General features: G+C 63.8%; 12 protein-coding genes and 2 pseudogenes. 4 read left to right on the top strand and 10 right to left on the bottom strand.

The genetic code is table 11. The features are described from left to right. Positions 1-1,033: 1,033 nt before the first annotated feature. On the top strand, positions 1,034-1,390 hold the full coding sequence (locus ACLMAL_RS39090; protein WP_412003681.1) for a hypothetical protein: 357 nt from the start codon (positions 1,034-1,036) through the stop codon (positions 1,388-1,390). Between the two features lie 614 nt (positions 1,391-2,004). Here ACLMAL_RS39090 and ACLMAL_RS39085 read toward each other — a convergent pair. Next, the gene (locus ACLMAL_RS39085) at positions 2,005-2,910 is read right to left on the bottom strand and encodes an MBL fold metallo-hydrolase (protein ID WP_412003680.1); all 906 of its coding nucleotides are present in this window, start codon (positions 2,908-2,910) and stop codon (positions 2,005-2,007) included. A 188-nt stretch (positions 2,911-3,098) separates the two neighbouring features. On the opposite strand from ACLMAL_RS39085, the gene ACLMAL_RS39080 reads away from it, so the two are divergent. Next, a complete protein-coding gene (locus ACLMAL_RS39080) occupies positions 3,099-3,998 on the top strand; it encodes a LysR family transcriptional regulator (RefSeq protein WP_412003679.1) in 900 nt (299 codons plus the stop codon). On the opposite strand, the gene ACLMAL_RS39075 is transcribed toward ACLMAL_RS39080, so the two are convergent. From ACLMAL_RS39075 to ACLMAL_RS39060, 4 genes and pseudogenes are all read right to left on the bottom strand, one after another. Further along, positions 3,973-4,116, bottom strand: coding sequence for a hypothetical protein (locus tag ACLMAL_RS39075; RefSeq protein ID WP_412003678.1), 144 nt, complete (start codon positions 4,114-4,116; stop codon positions 3,973-3,975). The two genes, ACLMAL_RS39080 and ACLMAL_RS39075, sit on opposite strands and share 26 nt — an antisense overlap. Positions 4,117-4,208: 92 nt before the next feature. Then, the gene (locus ACLMAL_RS39070) at positions 4,209-5,354 is read right to left on the bottom strand and encodes a prolyl oligopeptidase family serine peptidase (protein WP_412003677.1); all 1,146 of its coding nucleotides are present in this window, start codon (positions 5,352-5,354) and stop codon (positions 4,209-4,211) included. Between the two features lie 219 nt (positions 5,355-5,573). Beyond that, the gene (locus ACLMAL_RS39065) at positions 5,574-5,756 is read right to left on the bottom strand and encodes a hypothetical protein (RefSeq protein WP_412003676.1); all 183 of its coding nucleotides are present in this window, start codon (positions 5,754-5,756) and stop codon (positions 5,574-5,576) included. A 321-nt stretch (positions 5,757-6,077) separates the two neighbouring features. After that, positions 6,078-6,164: pseudogene (locus tag ACLMAL_RS39060) on the bottom strand (VOC family protein); the annotation flags it as partial. A 95-nt stretch (positions 6,165-6,259) separates the two neighbouring features. Here ACLMAL_RS39060 and ACLMAL_RS39055 point away from each other — a divergent pair. After that, positions 6,260-7,237 (top strand): helix-turn-helix transcriptional regulator, encoded by a 978-nt coding sequence (locus tag ACLMAL_RS39055; RefSeq protein WP_412003675.1) that lies wholly within the window; start codon positions 6,260-6,262, stop codon positions 7,235-7,237. A 74-nt stretch (positions 7,238-7,311) separates the two neighbouring features. On the opposite strand, the gene ACLMAL_RS39050 is transcribed toward ACLMAL_RS39055, so the two are convergent. Together ACLMAL_RS39050 and ACLMAL_RS39045 are read right to left on the bottom strand one after the other, a co-directional pair. Next, positions 7,312-7,752, bottom strand: a complete 441-nt coding sequence (locus ACLMAL_RS39050) for an ester cyclase (protein WP_412003674.1) — start codon at positions 7,750-7,752, stop codon at positions 7,312-7,314. A gap of 172 nt (positions 7,753-7,924) precedes the next feature. Beyond that, entirely contained in the window at positions 7,925-8,653 is a 729-nt protein-coding gene (locus ACLMAL_RS39045) for a cupin domain-containing protein (RefSeq protein WP_412003673.1), read from the bottom strand. Positions 8,654-9,366: 713 nt separating this feature from the next. Between ACLMAL_RS39045 and ACLMAL_RS39040 the strand changes: the two genes are divergently transcribed. After that, complete coding sequence (locus ACLMAL_RS39040) at positions 9,367-9,990, top strand: TetR/AcrR family transcriptional regulator (protein WP_412003672.1); 624 nt, start codon at positions 9,367-9,369, stop codon at positions 9,988-9,990. A 269-nt stretch (positions 9,991-10,259) separates the two neighbouring features. Here the strand turns inward: ACLMAL_RS39040 and ACLMAL_RS39035 are convergent. The 3 genes and pseudogenes from ACLMAL_RS39035 to ACLMAL_RS39025 form a co-directional block, all read right to left on the bottom strand. After that, positions 10,260-10,435 (bottom strand): annotated as a pseudogene (locus tag ACLMAL_RS39035) (flavodoxin family protein); the annotation flags it as partial. Between the two features lie 18 nt (positions 10,436-10,453). Then, on the bottom strand, positions 10,454-10,870 hold the full coding sequence (locus tag ACLMAL_RS39030; RefSeq protein ID WP_412003671.1) for a hypothetical protein: 417 nt from the start codon (positions 10,868-10,870) through the stop codon (positions 10,454-10,456). After that, entirely contained in the window at positions 10,867-11,820 is a 954-nt protein-coding gene (locus ACLMAL_RS39025) for a molybdopterin-dependent oxidoreductase (RefSeq protein WP_412003670.1), read from the bottom strand. Before ACLMAL_RS39025 ends, ACLMAL_RS39030 begins: the two co-directional genes overlap by 4 nt. Between the last annotated feature and the right edge of the window lie 326 nt (positions 11,821-12,146).

The following is a 12,146-nucleotide window of genomic DNA, read 5'->3' as shown; positions in this document are numbered from 1 at the left end:
GGTGCTGTTGCCGAACAGCTGTGAGCGGCCGGGCCCGAAGTCGGTGAGCGCCGCGACGAACTGCTCGGGCGTCGAGGTCGTCGTCTCCTTGAAGTGAATGGTGGACATGTTCGCTCCTTGTGTTTCGACAGTGACGGGGTCAGGGTTCGAGCGTCTCCGTCGCGCCAGTGCAGGCCCTAGCGCGTCCGTGGGTGCGGTCTTGCTGCTGGTTGGCACTGACAGCATGGTTCGAAGACAGTCGGCAAAAGGATCTGGACGCCGCCCTCTACGAGGTTTTCGCTGCCCAATTCTGTCTCCCACCTGCACTTGGTCTCAATCGATTACCTACCCCGCGAGGATCGCGCCACACCTGTCGGTCTTCGACCCCGCAGCCGACCACCAGTCAGTGCTGTTGTCCGTCCGGTTCCCGGACTGCAGCGGATCCCCGCCGCCGCGAGCGGTGACTACGGATATTTCGGACATCATGTCAAACGGTTTCGCTATGACCGAACAGGTGGCCGAGCGCGCTCTGCCGCAGACAGCTCACGGAGTCACCAGCCCAAAACGGTGCCCTTCGGCCAAATCAGCACCGTCGCGATAACCGGTGCGCCTATCTGCGGTTACTTCGCTACCGCGCTTTCTCAAAGTAGGCCCACGTGCCGAGATGCCACGCCCGATCGCGCGGATTCTTTGGCACCAGGTATAACGGTTCCATAAATCACAACCAGGGGATTCAGCGTCTTCGGTTGGCCGGCAGAAGGTGTGAACGGCCACATTTTCCCCGGTTGGGTATCACCGCCACATGTTGGTCACGAGTCGGCATCGCCTATGTGTTCGATTTTCCGTGCTGCGATCAAGGTTTCCTCGAAGCTCTACATCTGACAAACTTTCCGCAACTGGAGTTATCCATAACTATCGCTAGCGGTTGTGATGCTTACCCGGATGCCCTCGACGTACATCACGACACAAACTCTCGCCGACCACGGCGACACGTGAACAACGATGCCCGCAGATCCACCCCTGGCCGACCGGGGCGGCCCGCTTGGAGAACATCATGGTCACCAGAGCTTCCATACATTCACTCGATGCCTTTACCGCCATCGGCGACCGGAGCCGAGCCAGCGCCCACAGTCGACTGCCGCAGCAGCGCAGAATCGATGACGAACTCGCACCACTGGGAATACCAGCTCTGGCACTGGGAATGATGCTGATCGGCACCGGGTTGGCCTTCCTGCCGCTGACGATAGGGTGGGCTAGCGACTATGGCCCGCTGATGGTCTACACCGCCTACATCCTGTACCTGAGCCTCGCGATAGCGCTGAGCGTGTGGGGTGGGCGCCGGATCCGCGACCATCGCAGATTCGTGTCCTACACCAGCGATGCAGTGCAGAGCGCCCTCAATCGAAGATGAAAAGGCTCTAAGACTGGCAGCATCCCTACCACCGGCGGGCACAGTCGCGGCGGACGACCTCGTCGATCGACATGGTCACACCCGGTCGCCGTAGCATTCGCCGAAAACCGGGTGGTATTCCGTAAGTTACGGGTGGTATTCCGTAAGTTACTGGTATAGGCCCGGTTTCGTTTTCAGGCTGCGATGTCTGGCTGACAAGCCAGACACCATGCCTGTTCGGTCTGGGCCTCGCGAATCATGCCTTCGTGGGTGTAGAGCGTGCTCACGCCGCCGTGATCGGAGCCGGATCATGGCGGCCGGTGCACTCGTAGCGCCTCGATCGCAGTAGCGGGTTGCGTGTCGCTCGTAATCGCTTGTGTCCATCCGCCTTTGGGCTCAAACGTATCCGCCTCGTGTCGACGCAGGAGATCGGACGCCTACAACCCTTTGCCGGCGAACTTCGTCGAAGCATTGGTTCGCAATTCAACCAAATCAATCGGAGCAGTGCGCAAGAATGCACAGCTGAGGGCCAACACCACGGACTGAACCGAGTACCGAATAACCGAGGATCCCGAGATCGGTCAAACGGACTGCGGATAACCTCGGTCGTCGACTCGATCTCGGGGCTACCGACCTCAGTGGTCGCCGGTGCGATGCGCAGCGCAGAAGCAGCCGACGCCGTTGCGAATCCATTCCCGCCCGGACCATTCCGGATGTCGCTCGATCATCAGTGCCGAAACCTCTTCGGCGATAGTGTCTTCGCTCAGCGCGCCGTCGCGCCGAATCCAGGTTTCGTCGCGCAGCAAACGCAGGTAATCGCCGACATCGGAGAGCAGCTGAGGGCCACCGATGTCGCCATGGCCGGGTACGACGAGGCGTGGCCGCATGGCCGCGAGCCGGTCCATTACGGCGATCCATCCCACACCGGAGACGTCGGTGTCATGGGGCGGAAACCACGGGAAGATCGCGAACTGGGCGGCCTCGACAAGATCGCCGGTGAACAGGACGCCCTCTTCGGGCAGTTCGACGACCTGGTCGCCTTTGCTGTGCGCACGGCCGGTGCCGCGCATCCGGACGATCCTGCCACCCAGGTCCAGGTCGTAGGTGCGGTCGTAGACGATATCCGGTTCCGGCAGCTGTACGCCGTCAAGGCGCCGGGCCACCGATTCGCCCAGCCCGCGGAACATTTCGAGGTAGGCCGCGCCCTTGTATCTCAGATCGTCGGCTTGTGCCCGGTTCACCAGGTAGGTCGCGGCACCAGCGAAGCTATGAGCTCCGAACGCGTGCTCGGGATGGAAGTGTGTCGTGGTCAGGTACAGGCGACGACCTTGGGCATAGTCGGCGGCGAACCTCAGCACGGTTTCGGCATTGGTAGGGCCCATGCCGGTTTCCACCACCAGGACCGCCTCTCGACCGCCGATGATGCCCACATTCGGCACCAGCGGAACCCTCCGGTCGCCGATGACCACCAGGTCTGCGGCCAGCTCGTGAATATCGGTGAGCTCGACGACGGGGTCGGGCAAGGCGAACGACGCTGTCATTTCGGATCCCTAAGTTTTTGTAGGTATCTGGGGTCGGTGCTGTCGCATCCAGTTCAGCGCCAACCGATGCAGACAGTCCAAGACCTCTTACGTTCGACCGATACCACCCGGGTATCGGCGCTGCTCGGACGGGTGCTATCGGGCGCATGACGTATCCATGGCAAATAGTGCGGGGTATCGTGCGCAGGATGGAGCTGCGGACCCTGCGCTACTTCGTGACTGTCGCCGAAGAATTACATTTCGGGCGGGCCGCCGCCCGGCTCCACATGACCCAGCCACCGCTGAGCCGAGCCATCAAACAGCTCGAACTCGACCTCGATTGCGAGCTGCTGCACCGCTCTTCGACGGGAGTGACGCTGACTCCGGCCGGGGTCAGCCTGTACGAGGACGCGCAATCACTGCTGGCTCGCGCCGAACAGATCCGCGCGCGAACCACCGCCGCGGCCGGTCCCGCAACGCTGACCATCGGCACCCTGACCGACAGCGCCGAGCAATCCGTAACCCGGTTGGCGGACGCCTACCGGCAGCGTCACCCCCACGTACGGATCCATATCCGCGACGCCGACTTCACCGACCCGACCGCCGGATTACGTTCCAGCACAGTGGATGTGGCACTCACACGAGCACCGTTCGACCTGACGGGGCTCACCGTTCATGTGCTCCGGTCGGATCCGATCGGGGTAGTACTGCGCGCCGACGACCCGCTCGCGACCCGCGAGCAGCTGCACCTGAGCGAGCTCAGCGATCGGCGGTGGTTCCGACTCCCCGCCGACACTGATCCATTGTGGCGCGCATTCTGGACACCACCGAACAGCCAAGGCAGTGACGGACCGGTCGTGCGCACCGCCAACGAATGCCTGCAAGTCGTGCTCTGGAACGGCACCGTCGGCCTCACACCGCTGTCGCACCCACTGCCGGACGGTCTGGTGGCGGTCCCGCTGGCCGATATGCCACGCAGCGATCTCGTACTCGCCATCAGGAAACACGACCACCGCCCGCTGATCCGAGCATTCACCCACACCGCCGCCGAGCTCTACCGCGGAGATCAGCCGCATACCGGCCTCAGTCCAGGATCGCGGTTGCCGTGATCTCGATCAGGTGGTCGGGTATGTCCAGCGCCGCGACGCCCAACAGGGTGGCCGGTGGAGCTGCGGTGATCCCCAGCTGGGCAGACGCTCGGGCGATGCCCTCGCCGAGCATGGACATTTTGAGAGGCAGGAATCCCAGATTCCTGATGAGTGAATCAATCCGCTTCTTCCAACACACTTGGTCACTGAACAAGTGTCAATCGATTCGCGCTATCCGGCGAGGTGCCGATCGAGGAAGTCCACCAGCCGACCTGCGACTTCCCGCGTAGTCCATTGCAGGGAGTTCTGAGGGTTTCCAGTGAACGCGACATCGCCGTGGGCGGCACGGTCGACCACATAGCGGGTGCTGTCGACGCCCGCGGCACGCAGCGCGGTGTGGAGAACGAGCGTCTGACTCGGGGAGATGGTGGTGTCGGCGTTGCCGTGGAAGATCACGAACGGCGGGTCGGTCGGATCGATATAGGTGACCGGGTTCGCGCGCGCGACAGCCGCGAGGTCGGCCGTCAATGTTGTTGTGCTGGTGGGGCCGCCGACGTATCTCGCGGTCGAGTCGAGCAGCGGCTGCATCGCCCGCTGGGTATCGGGGTCGAAGTCGGCCAGCAGCCGCGACAGGTCCGAGCCTCCGAATTTATCGACCACCGCGCGCACGTCGCTACGCTGGTCGAGATCGGCGCCGATATCGAAACGCTTGTCGCCGTTGGTGACTCCCGCCAGGGCGGCGAGGTACCCACCTGCCGAATCACCCCAGACGCCGACCGCGTCGGAATCGATGTCATAGTCGGCGGCATGCGCCCGCAGATAGCGGATGGCGGCCTTGACGTCAGAGACGCTGTAGACGTATGTCGCGCCGGCGGGTTGGACCCGGTACTGGATGCTCGCAACGACATAGCCCGCCTCGGCGATGAAGGTGCGCAGGGCGAGATTTCCACCCTTGTCCGCCATCATGAACCCGCCGCCGGGCACATACACGACCAAGGGCCTCGGCCCGGCGGCTGTTCGCGGCACCTGGATGTCCATCGCCAACCGTCTGGTGCCACCACCGGTCAGCGGGACCGTGGCGAACGTGACGTCGGTATGAGTGCTGATGGGCGTGCGTCCACACTGGATCTGCGGCTCGGTACCGGGGGTCAGCAGCGTGCTCGTGCTCGTATCGACCGGCACGATGATTCGCGGAGTCCCGGCTCCGGCCGGAGCGGCACCACGCCCATCCCCCGAATCGGGCGGCATCGGACTGCTCGGGCATTCCGTCATGGCCGCGGGCGTCGGCGTCGTGGTGTCGGTGACACCACCGCATGCCGCGGTCGTCAGGGTGATCGCAATGGCGGCGACCAGCGAGGCAGCTATGGCCCGGTACATCGGCAAATTCCTTCCTGAGTGGCCGTGCTCCCCTCCCCAAAAAGGATGGTAGGAAACCCGAGCCTACCGACGGCGCTACGGCCGTCCGGCTGTCGATCAGATCGCGGGGGCGGCCTGCTCGATCAGTGGCCACACCCTCCGGCTGCAACTCACGGAGTGCGGCGAACTCGGTGTGACGGCCGATCAGCCTGGCGCAGTGCAGGACCGGGCGCACGGCTGTCACTCGCCGGTGGTCCGCACGAAATCGACCACCGCGCGCCGGAGTTCGATCGACTGCTCGATATGCCCGCTGTGTTCGAAGCCCGGCCCGCCCGGGTGCAGCACGCAGACCGGGCCCTGACCTGCCACGTGGTAGTTCGCCGGGACTTCGTCGACTGTGATGGTGTGTTTGCCGGATGTCATGGCGTTCATGGTGTTTCCGATCTCGTCGAGTGGTGGGACACCTGCGACATGCGGGTCGGGCACAAAGCTCGACAGTCATTCGACCTCAACAAATTAGATGCGAACAGAGGTACCCGAATCCGTCGGATGACGTAGTCCGGCCTACACCGAAGACCAAGCGTGTCGGGGTGGCCCTCATACAAGCAGTGGGTCGAGCTCGAGAGGCTCACTTCCGCCGCAGGGCCAAGTGATGACAGCAGCGCGGCGCACCACAACCGACAGCCCTGGATTCCGGCTGAAGCGCGCCCAGCCGTCCTGCACCCGGCACTGGCCAAGGCGCTGCTCTCCGCCGAAAACAGATCGGTAGAACTCGAGGGCGGCTCGGGCGTTGCCCCGCAGGTTGATGTGGGTGACGGTGTTGATGCTCATAGAGGCTCCCGGGTAGTCGTTGTTGTCAGGTACGAGTCAACGGTCGCAGGGGAAGAGGACAGGAAGTGTCCGCTACTCGAGGCAATATGAGAGCTATGCCGAAAACCTCAGCGCGCCTGCTGTCTTTGCTCTCACTGCTGCAGGCGCGCCGGGATTGGCCGGGCGCGCTGTTGGCCGAGCGGCTGGAAATCAGTCCGCGCACCGTGCGCCGCGATGTCGATCGCCTGCGTGAGCTCGGGTATCCAATAGCGGCGGTCAAAGGACCGGACGGCGGATATCGGCTTGACGCAGGAACGGAATTGCCGCCCTTGCTGTTCGACGACGACCAGGCCGTCGCCCTCGCGGTCGCACTCCAGATCGCTGTCACCAGCGGTGCCGGGATCGAGGAAGCCGCAATGCGTGCGCTGACCACCGTCCGGCAGGTCATGCCAGCACGGCTGCGCCGCCGCATCGACACCTTCCCAGTCACTCCCGTCGAGACCGCGAACCCACAGGCCGACAGCAGCGTGCTCGCGGCGCTCAGCGCCGCCGCCCACGCCCGAGAAGTGCTGCGCTTCGAGTACGCGTCCACACAAACGGCCGAAAGCGACAGCGCCGCAACCCCACCGCGCCGAGTGCAACCCCACCACCTCGTCACCTGGGGCGGGCGCTGGTACCTCGTCGCCTGGGACCTCGACCGCGACGACTGGCGCACCTTTCGCGCCGACCGAATCGCCCCCCGCACCCCCACGGGTCCCCGATTCACCCCGCGCGAACTCCCCGGCGGAGACGTAATCGCCTTCGTTACCAACAGATTCCAAGGCTCAACCCACTCCGGAGGCTGGCCCTGCCGCGGCGAGGTGATCCTCGATCTACCCGCCGCCACCGTCCTCGACTACATCCACGAGGGACTCGTCGAAGAACTCGCCCCCGACCGCTGCCGGCTCGTCCTCGGCTCATGGTCCTGGCCGGCACTGGCCGCCACCCTCGGCAGATTCGACGCCGACATCGAGGTCATCGGCCCGCCGGAACTCGAAACCGCCTTCGGGCAGTTGGCCCGCCGCTACGCCAAAGCAGCCCGCTCGGACGGGTGAGCCTCGAAATCAGCGAAAGGCCGATACCAGTTTCGGCCACCGTTGCGCGCGAACCGCACTGTCCTCCATGCTCTTCATGCCGATTCGATGGGAGGTAGGGCGCCGATCTGCTGCATTGCCGAGAACAGATTCGCCACGCCCCAATGGTCGGTAATCTTCCCCTCGCGCACACGCATCGCATCGACCGTTTCGAACACGACACGGCGGCCGGTGGGGGCCACACCGAGGAACTCACCACGGTGCGTTCCGGAGTACGTTTTGAAGGTGGTCACCACCTCGCCCTCGACGGTCTGCCAATGGATACTGGCAGAGAAGTCGGGGAAAGCGCGGCGCAATGCCCCATACAGCTTCCGCACACCGTCCTTGTCGGGCGTCGTGCCGGGCTGCGGTGTGTGATCGATGAAGTCGTCGGCGAAAAGGTCCTCGAAGAGCGCAAAATCCCCACCGCCCTGCACCAGCTCGGTGTCGCGGCGAACCACAGCTTTAGCATCTGTCGACACTTCGTTCCCAGCCATGCTCATCCTCCCTAGTCGAACTACCGACCGGCCCTGATTTGGTGAATGCGGCAACCAATCTCGGCTTCGCCGCGGTATCTACTCCGCCGACAATTCAACTCACGGACACCGCCGGATCGCCCCTTCTGGGCTGCGGGCCGGGCATCCGAACAGCTCGGTCGCGGCCGAGCTCCTACCGCCGACGGGTGATCACGACTGGCTTCATCTCATGCGGCACCTGGTCGAAGGCGGATACCGGAATTCCGAAGGCGGTGGCGAGCACGTCACGAGGCAACGAGTTGAGCGCGCCGACGATGCCGATGTCGTCGTTGGGTTCTTTTGCGCTGGTGTTGAAGACGATCAGCACCTCCAGCGGCATGTCGGTGCGGGCGTTCTCGAAGTAGTGGAAATAGCCCTGCGGCGCGAACACCAGGTCACCTTGATCTGCTTCGAAGACGTCGTTGCGGTAGGCGCCGCCTGGATGAGTGCCGAGGATGGTCCATTTCGCCCGGCCGGAGACTATGAAATTCAACTCCCATGCGGTCGGGTGCCAGTGCGGCTCCCGCATGCCGCCCACCTCGAGCCGGACGAAGTACACCGCCCCCTGCTGGCCCAGCAGTACCGGAAAGCTCTCCTCGGTCGCCCCCTGCAGATAGCCACCGTCGTATTCGTCTTTTTCCGACGAGGTGAGCTTGAACAGATGCGAGGACTGAGCGAGGTTGTTGTCGACCTCAGCGGCTACCGGCAGGTGCTCGGGTTCAGCACCGAAGCCGTTGGCCGCGACTACCGCTCCCGCGCCGACGGCACCGGCTCCGAGCGCGACGGCACCCGCTCCGAGCGCGGTGCGACGGTTCATCCGATCAGCGTTGCCGCTGCCGGCGTTGTCGCCGTCCGCTGCCGATTCGTCCGACCCCTTTGTCATACCTACCACCGACCTTCTGTGCTGACACTTGTTCGCCTACGCAGGCCACGCGTTCCGCACGATCAGCAATCCCTCCCACACCACCCCGCGACTATATCTATCTGCTATCACACTCGACTGCTTTTGCCGATACCTTGCGGACACCGCCACTCTCGATGACGCCCGGCGACACGTACACCCACACACTTTTGGCGTTATGACGGTCGACCGTGGCAATTTACCGCCCGGAGGCGCAAGAATATGGCGCTTAACAGCGCGTTTTCGCACATTGCATGTTCTTGACGATGTCCGCGCGCCGAGTTCCATGACCAGTCGTTCACCGAAGGATTCGAGGCTGCGCGGTCATACGGCAACTCCCTGGGAGCGGCGGAATCGGTGTCGAGCAGGCTCGCATGCCTCAACCGGCGAGTTCGAAACCGCACCCGAGATCACTCCCTCGATCCCGTCGCCCCACAGCTGCGACCAGCCCAGTTACAAGACTGCCAGTATCGGTGAAACCAGCCCACGATCACTTGGCTTCCAGGCCGAAGTCCTGGCATGAAGTCCATCATAAACCCCACTAGATAGCAGCACGGGAAGGGATGTGCATCGACTCACACGGATGTTTACGAAACTAAGAGTACTGTTTTTAAAGTAAATGTAGGTTCGACCACCCGGGAGGCGTCATGGAAACCGAGACGATGGCGTCACAACGCCGTCACAAGCAGGCACGAATGAGCAGTGAAACCACAACGGTCCAGCGTGGACGGCCGCGCAGCGAGAGGGCGCGCCAGGCCATCCTGGAAGCAACCGTAGATCTTCTGCTCGAACGCGGACTGACCGCCATGAGCATGGACGCGGTCGCGACGGTGGCCGGAGTCAGCAAGGCAACCATCTACCGCTGGTGGCCGACCAAGGAAACCCTCGCCATGGACGCTCTATACCAGGAGTGGGCCACGAGTCCGTCCGCCGCCGACACCGGATCGCTGCGCCAAGACCTGCGACACCTGCTGTACCCATGGGCGGCACTGGCGGCGCGCCGCCCATATGGCCGCGCCCTCGCAGGCCTGCTCGCCGAGGTGCTGATGAAGCCGGACTTCGCGCTCGAGTACCGGACCCGTTTCGTCGAACACCGCCGAGACCAGGGGAAACTGATCCTGCAACGGGCCATCGCCCGCGGCGAGATACCCGCCGACACCAGGACCGAAGTCACACTGGACCTGCTCTACGGCCCGGTCTATCACCGGATGCTGCATGGCCACGCCCCCATCGACGAGGCCTTCGTGGGCGAGGTCATCCGCATCGTGCTCGACGGAATCAGACCCAGACCCCACGATTCCGGTCGGGCGGCGCCATAAAGGATCTACTCGAGGTGGTGTGCGGAGTCGAATGAATACCTGACACTGGGTCTTTCACATCTACAGGTCGAAGCCCTGCTGTCCACGGCACGTGATTCAAGCGACCGGTTCCACGTCATGACCACTACTCCGCGATCAGCCGACGGCACGGGCTCACCGAGCAAGCCGCCGACACGGCCATCGACCAGGCCTGCAGGGTACTGCGTCCGCCCTGGGCCTGACAGCTCATCGGGATGGATGGTCTTTCCGATGTCAGGTATTGCCGTGCCACCCAACCAGATCGGTCCGGCCAGCACCAGGGGTCGACGGCCATGACCTGGCGTTGCAGCGCGAGCCACGCGTCGGTGGTCCACCCGTGTTCGGTCATGTCCGGCCGGACCCCGGTCGCGATGTCGTGGTCGACGGCACGGATATGGGAACCCTGGACGCCGTTCTTCTTCGTGATGTGGGCACAGTGTGTAGTTCATCGCGGCGTTCCTTTGTCGATCCGCCGCCGCATGATCTCGGCAAGAACAACCAGTGCCCATACGATGACCACCGCGACGATGAACCCGGCCATATAGTCGCGGTCGAGAACGGTGGGGTTGTCGGGCATCGCATGACCGCGCCTGAGCACAGGCGCGGCGATCAGCACCAGTGCGACCGTGCACACCGCACCGCACGCGCCTGCCGCCCACCATGCGCGCGGAAGAATGCGCCGCGCGGCTATCCCGACCGCTGCGCACGACGGCGCGAAAACCGCGTCGTGCAGCAAGATTCCACCGGTGAACCACACCGCGACAGACAGCAGATCGGGGGTGCTCAGGTCCAGCAGCAAGGACAGTCCATACCACCCCAGCCACAGACCGGCCAGCAACAACAGCACGCGCACCGCAGTCATGTCAGCACCTCGATCGTGGACAGCCATTTCGTCTGCAGCACGCCGGGGCGGCTGGGAGCGATCAGGCGGCAGGGATACCCGTGGTCGAGATCAAGGGCTTCACCGTTCAGTGACAAAGCCACCAGGGTGTTGGTGTCGACCGGATGTCGTTGCGGGAGAAGCGAACTGTTGTAGAGGCCGCTACTTTCGAGTGAGGTGAAACGGACATCGCCACCACGGTAGGCACCCACTGCGGCGAGCAGGTCACGCAGCCGGACGCCGGACCAGTCGGCCGAGGCGCTCCAACCTTCGACGCAGGCGATCGGAAGTCGAGCGCTGGTCTGAGGCAGTGCGAGTAACTCGTCTCGGCTGAAGCGGCGCTGCTGGTCACCGACTATCACGGTCAACCGGTAGTCGAGCGCACGGGCGTGTTCACTGATCCCGGCCGCCTTCGCGGAGCGGTTGACCGGAACTCCCTGCGGCCCTTGCCCACTGCGTGGTGCCAGGACCGCGGCCCACCGCAGGAATGGCACCGTCTGACCGGCAACGGCCAGGTTCGCCGCAGTCGCTGACAACCCTGCGGCAACCAGCACCGCGCGGCGTGAAACTCGGTGGTGTCCAGAGGTATCCGCGGGCGATGCGCTCGGGGTGTCTGGATCGGAGTCGACTGGACGGCTCAATGCCTTTCGTATCACCGGCAGCTTGACGGCCAGGTGCACCGCCAGTGCGCCGACCGCGACGTAGGCCATCGCATAGTGGGTGGTGGGGAAGAAGAACTTCCATGGGTAGTACTGCGCGGTGTTCAGCAGCCCGGTCGACAGTTGGAAGATCGTCGCCCCCACCAACAGGGCGATCGAGCCGCGTTCGAGCGCACGCAAGGGTGGTCCGATCAGCGGCCGCTGGAACAGCCTCGGGTACACCGCCCACAGCTTCACCAGCAATAACGGGATCGCCGCTACTCCCGACATCACATGCAGACCCTGGGTGAGTCGATACAGCCATGCCGGGTTCGCCGGCCACCAGAACCAATGGGGTGGATGTTGGATCCAATGGCTGAGCAGGCCGGTCACGAAGCACACGAGCACGGCCGCTCCGAGCGCGATACCGACTCTGGCAGCGATCTCAGGTCCACGTGCGGTCGAGGAACCTGCGCCTGTGCGGGTCTGGTTCTATCCGTGAATCACGACATCGTTGATCGGTGAATCTCGACACCGGTCCGGGTCGGAAGGTGTTGGTATCCGCGAATTTTGACACCACCCGGCGGGTTCCAGTGGCAGGATCACCCTGCTATCAGTCT

The organism is Nocardia sp. CWNU-33, assembly GCF_046764895.1.
In the GTDB taxonomy this organism is placed as follows: domain Bacteria; phylum Actinomycetota; class Actinomycetes; order Mycobacteriales; family Mycobacteriaceae; genus Nocardia.
This window is presented reverse-complemented; position numbering and strand designations above follow the sequence as displayed.